Origin of the sequence: Bradyrhizobium barranii subsp. apii (assembly GCF_011516635.5) — a bacterium.
Taxonomy (GTDB): Bacteria; Pseudomonadota; Alphaproteobacteria; order Rhizobiales; family Xanthobacteraceae; genus Bradyrhizobium; species Bradyrhizobium barranii.
This window is the reverse complement of sequence record NZ_CP096255.1, coordinates 6,041,353-6,058,091: the sequence shown is the minus strand read 5'-3', so window position 1 is coordinate 6,058,091 and position 16,739 is coordinate 6,041,353. Positions and strand designations below refer to the sequence as shown.

Annotated in this window: 12 protein-coding genes; 8 read left to right on the top strand and 4 right to left on the bottom strand. The window is 64.1% G+C overall.

Annotation, left to right across the window (positions count from 1 at the left end):
* Positions 1-334 precede the first annotated feature (334 nt).
* The 5 genes from HAP41_RS28930 (at position 335) to HAP41_RS28910 (ending at position 4,977) form a co-directional block, all read left to right on the top strand.
* Positions 335-1,588, top strand: coding sequence for an ABC transporter substrate-binding protein (locus HAP41_RS28930; protein ID WP_166095023.1), 1,254 nt, complete (start codon positions 335-337; stop codon positions 1,586-1,588).
* Between the two features lie 67 nt (positions 1,589-1,655).
* On the top strand, positions 1,656-2,519 hold the full coding sequence (locus HAP41_RS28925) for a branched-chain amino acid ABC transporter permease (RefSeq protein WP_071914968.1): 864 nt from the start codon (positions 1,656-1,658) through the stop codon (positions 2,517-2,519).
* Between the two features lie 13 nt (positions 2,520-2,532).
* Positions 2,533-3,504 (top strand): branched-chain amino acid ABC transporter permease, encoded by a 972-nt coding sequence (locus HAP41_RS28920; RefSeq protein ID WP_166095039.1) that lies wholly within the window; start codon positions 2,533-2,535, stop codon positions 3,502-3,504.
* On the top strand, positions 3,494-4,261 hold the full coding sequence (locus HAP41_RS28915; protein WP_071914964.1) for an ABC transporter ATP-binding protein: 768 nt from the start codon (positions 3,494-3,496) through the stop codon (positions 4,259-4,261). Before HAP41_RS28920 ends, HAP41_RS28915 begins: the two co-directional genes overlap by 11 nt.
* Positions 4,258-4,977 carry an ABC transporter ATP-binding protein gene (locus HAP41_RS28910; protein ID WP_014496007.1) on the top strand — a complete coding sequence of 240 codons (720 nt, stop codon included), beginning with the start codon at positions 4,258-4,260 and terminating at the stop codon, positions 4,975-4,977. Before HAP41_RS28915 ends, HAP41_RS28910 begins: the two co-directional genes overlap by 4 nt.
* On the opposite strand, the gene HAP41_RS28905 is transcribed toward HAP41_RS28910, so the two are convergent.
* Positions 4,959-5,624: a TetR/AcrR family transcriptional regulator gene (locus HAP41_RS28905; protein ID WP_224580717.1), complete on the bottom strand. Its 666-nt coding sequence runs from the start codon at positions 5,622-5,624 to the stop codon at positions 4,959-4,961. The two genes, HAP41_RS28910 and HAP41_RS28905, sit on opposite strands and share 19 nt — an antisense overlap.
* 103 nt (positions 5,625-5,727) lie before the next feature.
* On the opposite strand from HAP41_RS28905, the gene HAP41_RS28900 reads away from it, so the two are divergent.
* Positions 5,728-8,016: an arylsulfatase gene (locus tag HAP41_RS28900; RefSeq protein WP_166095050.1), complete on the top strand. Its 2,289-nt coding sequence runs from the start codon at positions 5,728-5,730 to the stop codon at positions 8,014-8,016.
* 158 nt (positions 8,017-8,174) lie between these two features.
* Here the strand turns inward: HAP41_RS28900 and HAP41_RS28895 are convergent, their stop codons facing one another.
* The 3 genes from HAP41_RS28895 to HAP41_RS28885 all read right to left on the bottom strand — a co-directional run bounded on the left by HAP41_RS28895 (position 8,175) and on the right by HAP41_RS28885 (position 13,121).
* Positions 8,175-8,741, bottom strand: a complete 567-nt coding sequence (locus HAP41_RS28895; RefSeq protein ID WP_063983864.1) for an invasion associated locus B family protein — start codon at positions 8,739-8,741, stop codon at positions 8,175-8,177.
* 64 nt (positions 8,742-8,805) lie between these two features.
* Positions 8,806-11,952: a multidrug efflux RND transporter permease subunit gene (locus HAP41_RS28890; RefSeq protein WP_166095058.1), complete on the bottom strand. Its 3,147-nt coding sequence runs from the start codon at positions 11,950-11,952 to the stop codon at positions 8,806-8,808.
* Complete coding sequence (locus HAP41_RS28885) at positions 11,949-13,121, bottom strand: efflux RND transporter periplasmic adaptor subunit (RefSeq protein ID WP_166095065.1); 1,173 nt, start codon at positions 13,119-13,121, stop codon at positions 11,949-11,951. Before HAP41_RS28885 ends, HAP41_RS28890 begins: the two co-directional genes overlap by 4 nt.
* Positions 13,122-13,518: 397 nt before the next feature.
* Here HAP41_RS28885 and HAP41_RS28880 point away from each other — a divergent pair, with 397 nt between their 5' ends.
* Entirely contained in the window at positions 13,519-13,758 is a 240-nt protein-coding gene (locus HAP41_RS28880; RefSeq protein WP_071914955.1) for a hypothetical protein, read from the top strand.
* A gap of 424 nt (positions 13,759-14,182) precedes the next feature.
* Positions 14,183-16,732: a TonB-dependent receptor gene (locus tag HAP41_RS28875; RefSeq protein ID WP_166095073.1), complete on the top strand. Its 2,550-nt coding sequence runs from the start codon at positions 14,183-14,185 to the stop codon at positions 16,730-16,732.
* The last annotated feature ends 7 nt before the right edge of the window (positions 16,733-16,739 follow it).

Sequence of the window (16,739 nt, the reverse complement as noted above, 5' to 3'; positions counted from 1 at the left end):
CACCGCCTCTGCGTTCGCGGAAACACACGGGGGTGGGTTACGCCAGCGGACCGCGCTTGGTGCAGTCGCAGTGTTAACCCACCCCTGCAGATGGCAATGACGTCCACCGTTCGAGTTACCGCGTTCGCGCCGGGCGACGCCGGATTTGAACGCCGCCCGCGCCGGCGCATTCGCTGCCTCTCCCATGCAGCATTGCGCAAGTCCGTTTCGTCTTGCCGGTGTCCGGCTGGCATGCCATCCTAGATCCACCAGGCATAAACAAACGGAAGCGGGCGCTTAGCCTGCAGCTTCCAAAATAGCTTGGTCGGGGAAACCCTTTGGGAGGTCTGATTTGATGAATTTCAAGCACGTCACCGGGCTGTTTTGCGCAGCCGCGATGTTCCTTACGCTGGGCTCCGGCGCGCAGGCCCAGGACAAGGTCATCAAGATCGGCGTCATCATGCCGATGTCCGGCGGCACCGCCTCGATCGGTGCGCACGCCAAGGCGGCGCTCGAAGTCGCCATGGACATCATCAACAACGCCCATCCTGAGCTTGGCAATCTGCCGCTGGCGAAGAACGCCGGCCTTGCCGGCCTCGGCGGCGCCAAGATCGAGGCTGTGTTCGCCGACAACCAGGGCAACCCGGCGACGGGCCAGAATCAGGCGCTACGCCTGATCACGGAAGAGAAGGTGGCGGCCGTGTTCGGCTCCTACCAGTCCGGCGTCACGCTGACTTCGAGCGCGATCGCCGAGAAATACGGCGTTCCTTTCCTGAACTCGGAATCGGTCGCCGCCAATCTCACCGAGCGCGGCTTCAAATGGTTCTTCCGCACCACGCCGATTGCGACCGATTTCGCCAAGATCTATGTCGACTTCCTCGCCGACATCAAGGCGCAGGGTGCCAAGACCGACAGCGTCGCGGTGGTCCATGACAACACCGAATACGGCACCTCGGTCGCCAACACGATCGCCGGCGCCTTCAAGGAAAAGGGCCAACCGATCGCGCTCGACATCGCCTATCCCGTCAATGCGACCGACTTGCAGGGCCAGGTGCTCCAGCTCAAGGACAAGAAGCCCGACGTCGTCATCATGATCAGCTACACGTCGGATGCGATCCTGTTCGCCAAGACCATGCAGTCGCTTGACTACAAGCCGGCCGTGCTGCTGGCCGACGATGCCGGCTACTCCGATCCGTCCTTCACCAAGGCGGTCGGCAAGATCTCGCAAGGCGTCTTCAACCGTTCGTCCTGGGTCGTGGGACCGCCGGGCTCGGCGTCCGCCATCATCGCCGACATGTACAAGAAGAAGAGCGGCGAGGAGATGGACGACACGGTCGCCCGGCAGATGCAGGGCTTCTTCGTGCTGGCCGATGCCATCGACCGCGCCGGCTCGACCGATCCGGCAAAGATCCAGGCCGCGCTGAAGGCGACGGACCTGAAGCCCGAGCAGCTCATGATCGGCTACAAGGGCGTGAAGTTCGACGACAAGGGCCAGAACGTCCTCGCGTCCGGCGCCATCATCCAGCTTCAGGATGGCGAGAACTATGTCGCGGTGTGGCCGAAGGCCAATGCCGAGAAGGCGCCGGTACTGCCCTACAAGGGCTGGTGAGATTGCCTGAAGGCGGGACCGCGCGTCCCGCCTTTCCCAGAATGTTTTGATCAGAGCAACGCAGCTCATGTCCTTCGTACTCGTGCAGGTGATTGTCGGCGGGCTTCTGCTTGGCGCCGTCTACGCCCTGTTTTCCTCGGGCCTCACGCTGGTGTGGGGCATGATGAACATCGTCAATTTCGCGCATGGCGACTTCGTCATGCTTGGCATGTACGTCGCCTATGTCGTCTATACGTTGATGGGGGGAGGGCCCATCCTCGGCGCCCCACTGGCGACACTGGTGCTCGCGACCGTCGGGGTCGTGGTCTATTTCGCCCTGATCCGCGACATCATGAAGGGGCCGATGCTGGCGCAGATCCTCGGCACGTTCGGGCTCGCGCTGCTGCTGCGCTATTCCGTGTTCTGGTGGTTCGGCGCCAACTTCCTGTCGATGCCGTCGAATATCGTCGGCGGCACCTATGCGTTTGCGGGCCTGCGGATCGAAGCCTCGCGGCTGCTTGCCGGTGTCGTCGCGCTGCTGGTGACATTCGGCCTCCACCTGCTTCTGACGCGCACATCGCTTGGTTCAAAAATGCTGGCCGTGGCGGAGGATCAGACCGCGGCTCAGCTTATGGGCATCAGGCCCGATACGATGCAGGCGATTGCCTGGGCCATCGCGGCCGGCGCCACCGGCCTTGCCGGCGCGCTGATCGCGAACTTCTTCTACATCGTGCCGACGGTCGGCGAGACGCTCGGCATCGTCGCCTTCGTCACGGTATCCCTTGGCGGCTTCGGCAGCGTGCCAGGCGCGCTCGTCGCGGGCCTGTTGATCGGCGTCATCGAGTCGCTCTCCGGCTATCTGATCGGTGCGGTCTACAAGGACATCGTCGTCTATGTCCTGTTCCTGTTCTTCCTCTGGTTCCGGCCGCAAGGCCTGATGGGCAAGCTCTGATGAGAAAGCTGCAATGCGGCGCTTGATCTGGCTCTCAATCGTCGCAGCACTGGCGATTGCCTATCCGTTGCTGCTGTCCTCGCCGTTCCAGCAGCGCTTGGGCGCACTGGTGCTGCTCTATGCCATCGCCGCGTCGGCCTGGAACATCGTCGGCGGCTATGCCGGCCAGGTCTCGGTCGGCCATGTCGTGTTCTTCGGCTGCGGCGCCTATGCCGCGATGGGGTCTTACGCCAAGTTCGGGCTGTCGCCACTGTTCGGCATCCCCGGCGGTATCGTGCTGGCGGTGGGGCTTGCCGCGATCATCGGCGTGCCGACGCTGCGGCTGTCGGGTCACTATTTCAGCATGGCGACGATCGCGGTCGCCGAGACCATGCGGCTGATCGTCACCAACACCGACTGGCTCGGCGCGGCCGTGGGTCTTTCCGGTCCAACGGTCCCCCGCAACATCTTCGATCTCTCGTTCCTGTCGTCGCTACCGTACTACTACCTCTTCCTGGTCGTCCTCGTGATCACGCTGTTCATCACCTGGTGGATGACCAACAGCCGCATGGGATTCTATCTGCGCGCGATCAAGGATTCCGAGAGGGCCGCACGTTCCCTGGGCGCACCCGCGAGCCGGACCAAGCTCTACGCCTACATGCTGAGCGCGGCGCTGACGAGCGTTGCCGGCGCGCTCTATGCGATGATGTTCGGCTTCGTCGATCCCGAGTCCGGGCTCGGCATCCTGATCTCGGTCAAAATCCTGATCATGGCGGCGCTGGGCGGGGCGGGGTTGCTGTTCGGTCCGCTGGTGGGAGCCGCGATCCTCGTGCCGCTGGAGGAGATCTCCAACAGCTGGCTTGGCGGTAAGGGGGCCGGCCTCACCTTCGTCCTGTATGGCGCGATCATCGTGCTGATCGCGCGCTTCCAGCCCGGCGGCCTGCTCAGCCTGTTCATGGGACGACGCAAGCCCGGCGCAGATAAGGGAGCCGGCCATGCTCCTTGAGGCGCGCGGGATCACAAAGGCGTTCGGCAGCTTCAAGGCGGTGGACGATGCGTCCGTCACGCTGGAGCAGGGCGATATTCTCGGCCTGATCGGCCCGAACGGCGCCGGCAAATCCACCTTCTTCAATTGCCTCACCGGCGACCTCAAGACCACCTCGGGCCGCGTGTTGTTCGAGGGGACCGACATCACCGACTTCGCGCCGGAGCAGCGCGCCGGGCTCGGGCTTGCCCGCACCTTCCAGGTGCCGCAGACCTTTGAAGGCATGACGGTGCTCGAGAACGTCATGATCGGCGCCTTCCTGCGCACCTCGCATCGCCACGAGGCCGAGACCAGGGCGCGCGCGGTGCTGGAGCGCGTCGGCATGAGCAGGCTTGCGGATGCGCCGGCGCGCTCGCTGGGCACGCCCGGCCGCAAGCGGCTGGAGATCGCCCGCGCACTTGCGACCGAGCCGAAGGTGCTGCTGCTCGACGAGGCCATGGCCGGGCTCAACGCCCACGAGGTGAGGCTCGCCATCGATCTCGTGCGCGACATCCACCGTTCCGGCATCACGCTCGTCATCGTCGAGCACATCATGGAAGTGATCATGTCGCTCGCGAGCCGCGTGATGGTGTTTCACCAGGGCAAGGAGATCGCCCGCGGCTCGCCGCGCGAGGTCACCTCGAACCCGGCGGTGATCGAAGCCTATCTCGGCAAACGCGCGGCGAAGGCCGCGGCCGGCCATACGCCGGTCGAGCTGATGGGCGGGCGGGACCTATGAGCGGCGCGCTTCTTCGGATCGAGCACCTCGAGGTGCGCTATGGCGACCTCATCGGTGTCTCCGACGTCTCGCTGGAGGTGCCGGAGGGCAGCGTCGTCGCGCTGCTCGGCTCCAATGGCGGCGGCAAGACCACGACGCTGAACGCAATCGCGGGTCTCATTCCCGTGCATTCCGGATCGATCAGCTTTCGCGGCGAGGACATCGCCGGCCAGAAGGCCTTTGCGATCGTGCGCAAGGGGCTGGCGCTGTCGCCGGAAGGCTGGCGGCTGTTCGTGCAGCAGAGCGTCGAGAACAATCTGATGCTCGGCGCGACGCCGTTGCACGACAAGTCACGCCAGGCCAATTTGCTTGAGCGCGTCTACGAGATCTTCCCGCGCCTGAAGGAGCGCCGCAACCAGCGCGCCGGCACGATGTCCGGCGGCGAGCGGCAGATGCTCGCGGTCGGCCGCGCGCTGATGAGCGATCCGAAGCTATTGATGCTGGACGAACCGTCGCTCGGCCTCGCGCCGGCGGTTGTCGAATCCATGTACGAGACCTTCGGCCGCCTGCATCGCGAGGGCCTGACCATCCTGCTCGCCGAGCAGTCGATCGAGCTCGCGCTGGAAGTCTCGGACTTCGCGACCGTGCTCCAGGTCGGCAAGAGCGTGCTGTCCGGCACGGCCGCGGCGCTCGCACAGGACCCGCAGGTGCAGAAGGCCTATCTCGGCGTCGACTGATTGATCTCCGCCTGGAGCAACAGCAACAGGCAACCGGCCAGCCGCGTCTCCATCTCCTTTGATCCAAGCGAAAGCGGCCCGGGATCGTTGAGGATCGCGTTCACCAGCGTGCCCAGCACGACCTGGAAGCCGAAGGCGATCGTGCGGGTCTTGGCGGCCTTGCGTCCCTTGCCCATGGCCGGGAGCAGGAGAGGGGTCGCGCGTTCCGTCGTTGCCTTCGCGAGGGCCTTGAACGGCGTCCATTTGTCCGGGCGCGTGTCGTCGTGCTGAAGCGCGGCGCGCAGCACGCCCTCGTGGTTGCGCATCCAGGCGATGATCCCGCTGACGATGGTGTGGCAGAGCTTGTCGAGGTCCGTATCCGGTGACGGTCGCCTCATGTCGCCGAGCCGTTGCTCGCCGTCGCGCGCGGCCAGCGCCATCAGTGCGTTGAAATAGGCCTCCTTGCTCTCGAAGCGGCTGTAGAAGGCGCCGACGGTGGCGCCGACCTCGGTGCAGAGCGCCTCGATCGACAGCTCGGCAAGGCTGCGCGTGCGCAGCATGCCGGCGCCGGCGCGCAGCAGCGCCAGCGTCGTCTCGCGGCTGCGCTTCTGCCGCGACGGGGCAACGCCGGGCAGGTCGAAATCGGGTTCGTCCGAGCTTGGCCGCATCCGTGCTTGCATCCGGCAAAATCATAATCATAATTCGGATTATAATTTAGAGATGGCCGAGCCGCGGGTCAACCGCAGCCGCCGGCAACATCGGGAGGAGCAGATGAGCGCAAACAGCGGCACGCCGTTCCGCGGCACCGTCGGCAAGACGGTCGCGGAGTCGAAACCCTGGTGGCCGGATGCGCCAAGGCCGCCCGAGGGCGCGCCGAACATCCTGGTCGTGCTGTTCGACGACGTCGGCTTCTCCGATTTCGGCTGCTATGGCTCGGCAATCAAGACGCCGACCATCGACCGGCTCGCCGCGGAGGGGCTGCGCTACTCCGGCTTTCATACCACAGCGATGTGCTCGACGACGCGCGCCGCGCTGCTGACCGGACGCAATCATCACTCGGTCGGCGTCGGCTGCCTTGCCAATTTCGATTCCGGCTATCCCGGCTATCGCGGCAAGATCGCGCGCGAGGCGGGGACGCTGGCCGAGATGCTGCGCCTCCACGGCTATCGCAACTACATGGTCGGCAAATGGCATGTCACGCCGCTGACCGAAAGCGGCGCCACCGGCCCGTTCGACGGCTGGCCGCTCGGCCGTGGCTTCGACCGCTTCTACGGCTTCCTCGATGCGGAGACCGACCAGTACGCGCCCGAGCTCGTCTCCGATAACACGCATATCGATCCACCGGGCACGTATGCGGACGGCTATCATCTGACCGAAGATCTGATCGATCAGTCGATCCGCTTCATCGGCGACCATGTTGCCGACCGTCCTGACATTCCCTGGCTCACCTGGGTCGCACTTGGCGCCTGCCATGCGCCGCATCAGGCCCCGGCCGACATCATTGGGAGCTACGACGCCGAATTCGCGCACGGCTGGGACGTCGAGCGCGAACGGCGTCTGGCACGCCAGAAGGCGATGGGGCTGGTGCCTGAGGGAACGCGGATGCCGGCGCGCAACGACGGCGTCAAGGCCTGGGAGGAGCACTCGGCCGATGAGCGCCGCGTCTTCACCCGCCTGCAGGCGGCTTTCGCCGGCATGCTCGATCATTCCGACCGACATCTTGCACGGCTTGTCTCGTTCCTGGAAACGGCCGGCATTCGCGACAACACCGTGATCATCGTGATGTCCGACAACGGCGCGAGCCAGGAGGGCGGGCCGCTCGGCTTCGTCAACGCCATGGGCCCGTTCAACTTCAAGCCGGAGCCGATCGCCGAGAAGCTCAGCCGTATCGACGACATCGGCGGTCCCGACACCCACAGCAATTTCCCGCATGGCTGGGCGATGGCGTCGAACACGCCGCTGCGGCGCTACAAGCAGAACACCCATGGCGGCGGCATCCGCGATCCCTTCGTCATCAACTGGCCGAAGAAGATCGCAGGTAAAGGCGAGCTACGGCACCAGTTCGTCCACGCCTGCGACCTCGCGCCGACGCTACTGGAGCTGATCGGCGTCGAGTCTCCCAGCACGATCGCGGGGTGCCCGCAGATGCCGCTGGAAGGCGAGAGCTTTGCGCGCTCGATCACGGATGCGTCCGTGCCCTCAAAGAGCTCGCCGCAATATTTCGAGATGTTCGGCCATCGCGGCCTCTGGCAGGGCGGCTGGAAGGCGGTCGCCTTCCATCCCTCGGGCACGCCGTTCGAGAACGACAAATGGGAGCTGTTTCATCTCGACCAGGATTTCTCCGAGACCGACGATCTCGCCGCAAAGGAGCCGGAGCGTCTGGCAGCAATGATCGCGACCTGGTGGGCGGAGGCCGAGAGGCACAAGGTGCTGCCGCTCGACGACCGCTTCGGTCCGCGCTTCGCCGAGAACGCCGCACGCTTCCACGGTGCGCGCCACCATTTCGTCTTCCACGCCGGCATGGGCCACGTGCCGACCGATGTCGCGCCTGATGTGCGCAGCCGCAGCTACACAATCGAGGCGCATGTCGAGATTGACGAAGCGGGTGCAAACGGCGTGCTGATCTCGCATGGCGACGCGACGTCGGGTTACAGCCTCTACGTCAGGGACGGCCATCTCGTGCACGATCTCAACATCGGCGGCAGCCACCAGATCGTGCGCTCGGACCGGAAAGTGCCGTCAGGCGCGCGGCGGCTCGGGGTGCATGTCGAGCGGCTCGTGCGCAAGGAGCCGCCGGCCAAGGGTTCGCGCACCGGCGTCACCGAATACACGCTGCTGATCGACGGCGAGCCGGCGGGGGCGCTCCAGACCCAGCTCGGCTTCCACACGCTGATCTCGTGGTCCGGCCTCGACATCGGCCGCGACCGTGGCAGCCCCGTGTCGCATTACGAGGCGCCGTTCGAGTTCGAGGGGCGATTGCTGCGCGTCACCGTCACCATGCACAACGACCAGAAGCTCGACGGCGATGCCGTCGGCAATGCCCAGATGGCGCGGCAGTAGGGACGGGAGGTTCGGCGGCGAGAACCGGTGTCATGCCCCGCGCAGGCGGGGCATCCAGTACGCCGCGGCCTATCGATTGAACCATAACCGTCTCGGAGCACTGGATCGCCCGCCCCAGTGCGCAATTGCGCACAAGGCGGGCGATGACAGTGTGGGCCTTACTTGATCTTGTCGTAGGCCGCCGCGAAATCGCCCAGCGGCATCGGGATCGCGATCGCCTCCTTGGCCATGTTCTGGAAGGAGACCTTCAGCTGCTTGCCCGACCGCAAGGCCGCGAGCAGGTCCGCCGCGATCGGCGTCGAGGCGTAGCAGCCGCGGTTCTCGCAGGTCTGGATCTGAAGGTCGAATGTCTTGCCCTCGTCGACCTGGAGCTTGGCCCCGACGGGCAGGTTGAGGCCGAGCGGCAATTGCAGCAGCGCCACCGGCGTGCGGGTGTCGGGCGCGATGCGGATGTTGATCAGGACGATGGTCTGGCCGGTCTTGGTCAGCACCGCGTTCTGCTCCATCGCGCATTCGAGCGGCGCATCGCGGCTGACGCTGGTGCAGCGCACGACCCATCCGGCTTGCTGCGCACCGTCAGCCTGCGGCTGGGTCGGAGCTGGCGCGGGCTGTGCGGCCGGTGCAGGGGAAGCGGCGTTCTTTTTGGCGCTCTGCTGGGCATACGCGCCGCCTGTCGACAGCAGAAGGGCGGCGGCGAGGGCGACAAGTCTGGATTGCATGGACATGGCGAAACCGCGTTGGCGTGAACCGAGGGCCTCGCTGTAGCGTCGCGGAAGCCGCGGTGCAAGCTTACTCGGCGGCCTGCTTGACGGTGCTGTGCTCGGGCGCCTCGTGACCTTTGCCGTCACCCGAACGGCCCCAGCCCGAGAACCAATTGTTGAGCTCGTCGAGATAGAGATAGACCACCGGGGTGGTGAACAGCGTCAGCGCCTGGCTGACGATCAGGCCGCCGACCATGGCGTAGCCGAGCGGCTGGCGGATCTCGGCGCCGGTGCCGTGGCCGAGCATCAGCGGCACGCCGCCGAGCAGGGCGGCCATCGTCGTCATCATGATCGGCCGGAAGCGCAGCAGCGCGGCCTGACGGATCGATTCCTCCGGCGTCTTGTGTTCGTCGCGCTCGGCCGCGATGGCGAAGTCGACCATCATGATGCCGTTCTTCTTCACGATGCCGATCAGGAGAATGATTCCGATCAATGCAATGAGGCTGAAGTCGAAGCCGGCCGCCATCAGGATCAGGAGCGCGCCGACGCCGGCCGAGGGCAGGGTCGACAGAATCGTGATCGGGTGGATGTAGCTCTCGTAGAGAATGCCGAGGATCAAATAGACCACGACGAGGGCTGCGAGGATCAGCAGCGGCACGGTGCCGAGCGACTGCTGGAACGCCTGCGCGGTACCCTGGAAGCTCGAATTCAGGGTCGGGGGTGCGCCGAGATCGGCCATCGCCTTCTGCACGGCCTCGGTGGCCTGGCCGAGCGCGACGCCCTGGGCGAGGTTGAAGCTGATCGTGATCGCCGGGAACTGGCCCTGGTGGCTGATCGAGAGCGGGCGGACCGGATCGGTGGTCCAGGTCGCAAAGGTCGACAACGGCACCTGGTCGCCGGTCAGCGGCGATTTCAGATAGAGCTTGTTCAGGCTGTCGAGACTGCCCTGCATCTCCGGCAGGATCTCGAGGATCACCTTGTAGGTGTTGAGCTGGGTGAAATACTGCGTGACCTGCCGCTGTCCGAAGGCGTCATACAGCGTGTCGTCGATCAGCTGCGGCTGGATGCCGTAGCGCGATGCGGTGTCGCGGTTGATCTTGAGCTGGACCGTGGTGCCCTGCGTCTGCTGGTCGGTCGCAACGTCGCGCAGTTGCGGCAGCGTCTGCATCTTGGCGAGGATTTTCGGCGCCCAGTCGTTGAGCTCGGTGAGATCGGCATCCTGTAGCGTGAATTCAAACTGCGTGCGCGTCGGCCGGCCGCCGAGCCGGACGTCCTGGGCCGCCTGCATGTAGAGGCGGGCGCCCGACACCTTATCGAGCTTGGGACGCAGCCGGGCAATGATCTCCTGCGCCGACGCGTTGCGCTCGTTACGCGGCTTCAGCGTGATGAACAAATTGCCGTTGTTGCCGGCGCGGCCGCTGCCGCCGATGTTCATCGCGATCGTGGCGACGTCGGGATCGTCCATCACGATCTTGCCGAGCTCGACCTGGCGGCGCTGCATCTCGGCGAAAGAGATGTCCTGGGACGCTTCCGAGGTCGCGGTGATCAGGCCGACGTCCTGCTGCGGGAAGAAGCCCTTCGGGATCAGGATGAACAAATAGATCGACAGGCCGAGCGTGGCGAAGAAGATCAGGAGCGTGGTGCGGCGCCAGGCCAGGGCATGATCGAGAACGTACTCGTAGCCGCGCAGCATGCCGTCGAAGGCGCGTTCGCTCCACTGGTAGAACTTGCCGTGGGTCACCTCGCCGTGGGCGCGCAGGAAGCGCGAGGCCATCATCGGCGTCAGCGTTAGCGACACGAACATCGAGACGAAGATGGTCATCGCCAGCACGACGGCGAACTCGCGGAACAGGCGTCCGATGATGCCGCCCATCAGCAGCAGCGGGATCAGCACCGCGACCAGCGAGATGCTGATCGAGACGATGGTGAAGCCGATTTCCTTGGAGCCCTTGAAGGCGGCCGCCATGGGCGATTCGCCTTCCTCGATGTAGCGCGTGATATTCTCGAGCATCACGATGGCGTCGTCGACGACGAATCCGACCGCGATGGTGAGCGCCATCAGCGACAGATTGTCGAGCGAATAGCCAACCACCCACATCAGGGCGCACGCGCCCAATAGCGCCAGCGGAACCGTGATGGTGGGAATGACCGTCGCCCAGAAGCTGCGCAGGAAGACGAAGATGACCATGACCACGAGGGCAATGGTTAGCAGCAGCGTGAACTGGACGTCCTCGACCGCGGCGCGGATGGTCGTGGTGCGGTCGCTGATCAACTCGATCTTGATCGCGGGCGGAATCGCCGCGACGAGGCGGGGCAGGGTGGCCTTGATCCGGTCGACGGTCTCGATGACGTTGGCGCCCGGCTGCTTGAACACCACCAGGAACACGCCACGCTTGCCGTTGGCCCAGGCTGCCTGCTTGGCGTCCTCGGCGCCGCTCACCGCCTGTCCGATGTCGCGGATTCGAAGCGGACCGCCATTGCGATAGGCGATGACGACGTCGTTCCAGTCCTTGGACTGGGTGAGCTGGTCGTTGGCGTAGATCGTGTAGGCGCGCTTCGGCCCGTCGATATTGCCCTTGGGGCTGTCGACCGTGGTGATCGCGATCTGGCTGCGCACGTCCTCCAGCGACAGGCCCTTGGCGACGAGTTTCGCCGGGTCGATCTGAATGCGGATGGAGGGCTTCTGCTGGCCGCCGATGAAGACCTGGGCGACGCCCGAGAGCTGGCTGATCTGCTGGGCAAGCTTGGCGTCGACGGCATCGCTGACGGTGGTCAGCGGCAGTGTATCGGATGTCGCCGAGAGCAGCAGGATCGGCGCGTCGGCCGGGTTGACCTTGCGGTAGGTCGGCGGCGAGGGCAGGTTCTTCGGCAATTGGCCGCTTGCAGCGTTGATGGCGCCCTGCACGTCGTTGGCGGCGCCGTCGATGCTGCGGTTGAGGTCGAACTGGATGGTGATCGAGGCGGTGCCGAGATAACTCGTCGAGGTCATCTGGGCGATGCCGGGGATCTGGGCGAATTGCCGCTCGAGCGGCTGGGCCACCGCCGAGGCCATCGTCTCGGGGCTGCCGCCCGGCAAATTGGCCGTGATCTGGATGGTCGGGAAGTCCACCTGCGGCAGCGGTGCGACCGGCAGCAGGGGATAGGCGACGAGACCGACGAACAGAATGCCGGCCATCAGCAGCGAGGTGCCGATGGGATAACGGATGAAAGGTGCCGAAATCCCGCCCTCGGTCATTCCTGTCGTACCTTGTTCTGGCTCGGATCCGAGCTTGCTACGGCCGTCGAGACCAGGCTTCCGGGCTGGACCTTGAACTGGCCGCCGGTGATCACCTGTTGACCCGGGCTCAAGCCTTCGTCGACGACCGAACGGCCGTCGATCGCGTAGCTGACCTTGATCTTGTGCACTTCCGCCTTGTTGTCCTGATTGACGGTATAGGCGTAGAGGCCGTTGGTCGAATGCTGAACCGCGTCATCCGGAACCACGGTCGCGTCCTTCAGGGTGCGTACCAGAAGGCGCGTCGAAACCGACTGGCCCGGCCAAAGCGTGTGTTCCTTGTTGTCGAACACCGCCTTGAGCCGAATAGTCCCGCTGGTCGTGTCGACCTGATTGTTGATGACCGCGAGCTTGCCCTCGGCCAGCGTCTTTTTCCCGTCGGTGGTGAACGCGATCACCTTGCGCGCACCGGCCTTCTGGCCTTCGCTGATATAGGGCAGCTGATCTTCCGGCGCGGTGAAGATCACCGAGATCGGCTCGACCTGCGAGATCGTTACGATTCCCGTCTGCGTGGAGGCGTTGACGATGTTGCCGACGTCGACCAGGCGCAGCCCGGCCACGCCGGTGAACGGCGCCTTGATCTGGGTGTAGTCGAGCTGGGTCTGCGCGTTGGAGATGGCGGCTTCGTCGGCGGCGATCTGGGCGGTCAGCTGCGCGACGGTGGAACGCTGGGTGTCGACCCGCTGCGCAGTCGCGAACTCGCCAAGCTTCATGGCACGCTGGAGCTCGAGGTTGGCGTTGGCGAGATTCGCCTCGTCCTGCGCCTTCTTGGCCTTGGCCTGGTCGAGCGTGGCTTGATAGGGCCGGGGGTCGATCGAGACCAGAAGCTCGTCCTGCTTGACCATCTGGCCTTCGCTGAAGGCGATCTTGTCGATCTGGCCGTCAACCCGGCTCCGGACCTGTACGGTGTTGAAGCCCTGAACCGTGCCGAGACCGGTCAGATATACCGGAAAGTCGGCCTTCTGGACCGGCGAAACGCTGACGGGGATGGCGGGCGGACGCGCCGGACCCTTCTGAGCCGTCTGGGTTTTTCCGGCCTCGGGCGAGCTGAATTTCTGCCAGCCATAGTAACCCGCGGAGGCCACAGCCGCGATGATCAGAATCCAGAGGATCGGCCGTGTTTTTTTCATGTCGGCTCGTTGGCTTTTACGCCCAAAACTACGAATTGTGGAGCAATCATAGGGTTCCAGCGCGCTTGTATAATACACGCCAAGTTCCAGTGTAAACAGCACTATCGGTTCGGAATCCTAAACAATTGGAAAGCTTTGCACTGTCTAGGCAGCTCCGTGACACTACGGTGTGCAGTGCTGCATTTTCCCGGCGCGAGCGATCCGCGCGCAAATCTTGGGCAATGCCCGGAGCCGGTGTGGGCGGCTTGCAGAGCTGTCCGCGAGGGCGCCCCGGCTGCGCCGCGAAGCGCGCCGGAATCACCCCCCGTGAGAACGGTTCTAATTCGCCTGCACGGCGTTTCGGTTGTCAGGAAATCCGGCATCGGTCATATCGGCCCCGCCACAACGGGAGCGCAGGATGGACGAACTGAACGGCAAGCTGATCGCGTGCCAGATTCTGATCACGGGACTGATCGCGCGCGTCGCCAACGAGCAGCGCGATCCCTTGCGATTTCTGACCGACTTCCGCGACGAGATCAAAGCCGTCGTTAGCGGCGTCAACATCGCCGGCATGGACAACTCCGATCGTGTGCGTGCCGTCGCGCAGAAAACCGTCGACGAATTGTTCTCGCTGATGAAGCCGCCGAGCAGCGATTGAGAGCGGCGCCGCTGCTCGCGCCTGCGCAGCTCTCGCATGCGCCCATGTTTCCAGATTGAAATCTGCACCGAGTCCGATCTGGATGAATTCAAATGTGCAGGCAGATCAATCGCATTGACCTGCTTTTCTCCGACCGATAGCACCGCCCCATCGTTCGCGTTTCTGCATCGACGAAGCGCATCAGCTCGAAGGTTGATGCGGTACGACGAGATCGCAGCGATCAATGTCCAGATTAGAACGGTTCAAGTTTAGAACCATTTAAAACTGCGGCGCACTCAACCGAGTTTAGAATTGCTTTGAAATGGTCGGATTCAAACGGAGTGTTGCAGAGATCGCGTTGACCCCCATGAACACGCCCGATAGCACCAATGCGTCGCGTTGTCGCAACGCGACCAATGGAAGCATAAGCACTGTGGGGCGTGTGATGGGCATGATGAAGACACCGCGATCGTTGCGTTCGGTCGCGGATCGGAAATCCTTCGGCAACAATTTCGACGCTGCGACCGGCAAGACTGTGTCCACGGTCGCCAGTCTGATCGCGGTCGCGACGGTCTCGACCGGCGCACAGGCGCAGCAGACCAATCTGCCCCCCGTGAACGTCGATGCGCCTCAGCAGCGTCCGCGTCCGACCGCTTCGAAGCCCACCGCCGATCAGATTCGCGCGCGCAACGCGCTGCGGCGCGCGGCGCAGCGGCAGCAGGCCGCACAAGCGCCTGTCGCCAATCCGAGCCCTGGTCCTGCCGATCGTGATCCGTACGCAAATCCCGCCGCGCCTTATATGGCCACCCGAGTGCAAGCGTCGGGTAAATTCCCTGAGCCAATCCTCAACACGCCAAAATCGATCACCGTGCTTACAAAGGATGTGCTCGCGGACAAGAACGCCACGACGCTGAAGCAGGCGATCCTGAGCACGGCAGGCGTGACGCTCGGAACGGGTGAGGGCGGCAATGCCTTCGGTGACCGCTTCTTCATTCGCGGCTTCGATGCCCGCAACGACATCTTCATCGACGGCGTGCGCGACGCCGGTGTCAGCGTGCGCGAAAACTTCTTCACCGAGCAGGTCGAAATTCTGCGTGGTCCGGGCTCAACTTTCGCGGGCCGCGGTGTCGCCGGTGGTGCGATCAACATCGTCACCAAGCAGGCGACGACGCAGAACAGTTTCTACAACATGGACACGACGTTTGGCACCGACCAGACCAAGCGTGTGGTGCTCGACGTCAACCAGGTGATCAACCCGACGCTGGCCGTTCGTGCCGGCGGTCTGTTCCAGGACGCCGATGTCGCCGGTCGCGATTTCGTCAAGGATAATCGCAACGGCGCGTTCGTCGCCACGACCTGGAAGCCGACCGACACGATCAAGGTGACCGGGGGTTACATCCACACCGAGTTGACCGGCGTGCCGGACTTCGGCGTGCCCTACTACCGGCCGAGCACGGCGACGACCGCCGGTGGGCCGTTCCCGGACTTCGGCTCCAACCGCAACAACTGGTATGGCCAGATCAACCGCGACTTCTACCGGACCGGCCAGGACATCGGTTCGTTGAACGCGGAAGTGCAGATCACGCCCGACTTGATGGTCAGCAACAAGTTCCGCGTATCTCGTTCGACCCAGAACTATGTCGGAACGCTGCCTGAGCAGCCGGTGATCGCCAACCCGCTTTCGAATTCGACGCTCACGATGAATCCGCAGAGCCGTCTCCAGATCACTGACGTGCTCGCCAACCAGACGGAAGCGACCTACAAGTTCCAGGACTGGGCCGGCTTCAAGCACACCGCGCTGGCCGGGATCGAAGTCGATCGCGAGCGGTCGTCGATCGACAAGTATCTCGGGCTCACCTCGGAAGGGAACGGAGTTCCGATCACTCCAGGCGGCTCACCGACAGGTGTCAGCGTCTTCTTCCCTCAGGACACGTTCTTGCCCGGGAAGGCGCTCGCACTGGCCGGTCTGCCGGCCAAGATCGGCATCGACACTGTCAGCGGCTACGTCATGGACAGTGCGAACTATCGTGACCTCCTGATCCTCAATGGCGGCTTCCGCTACGACAACTACAACCTCGATACGTCTGCATACGGGGCGGGCAACGCTCTCAAGCAGCAATCGGCAAACTTCCTGATTCCCAACTTCAATCTCGGTTTGACCTTGAAGCCGGCGCCAAACGGCAGCGTGTACGTGGCCTACGCGACCTCAGCGAACCCGGTGGGCGCCGAGTTCGACGGCACCAGCACGGCATATGGCGGCGTCAATCCCGCTCTGGCCGGCGGCAATAATCAGATCTTCGGGCCGGAGAAGAACACGGCCATCGAACTCGGCACCAAGTGGGAGCTGTTCGACCGCCACCTGCTCCTGACGGCTGCGCTGTTTCAGACCACCAAGGACAATGCGCGCGAGGCACAGAACGTCAATAGTGTGGCCACGGCGTCCGCGTTGGGATGCGTCTATCCCGCCGGCACGACCGGCAACATATCGTGTATCACCGCAGGTTCCGCTTATCGTATTCGCGGCATCGATCTCGGCGTGAGCGGCAAGATCACGGACAAATGGAGCGTGTTCGGCGGTCTCGTCCTGATGCAGTCGGAGGTTACGGCTTCAAATGTGAGGCCCGCGAACATGCCCGCGCCGCTTCTCTACACCACCAATGTCGGGCTTCCTCTGGCCAACGTTGCCCATCAGTCGTTCAGCATGCTGTCGAAGTACCAGTTCAACGATATCTGGGAACTGGGCGGGCAGGCCGTCTACCGCTCGAAGATCTACGGTGGCTCGTTGCTTGCGGCCAACGCAGGCACGTCGCTTCCGAGCTACTGGCGCTTCGATGTGTTCGCGGAAGCTAAGATCAACAAGAACTGGCAGTTGAAGCTGTTCGTGAACAACATCTTCGACAAACGCTGCTATGACGCGCTGTACCAGAGCGCCGCGCCCTTCGTGCTGGAAGCACCGGGACGCGCCGCCTATCTGGTGATCTCGGCGCGCTACTGATGGAGTA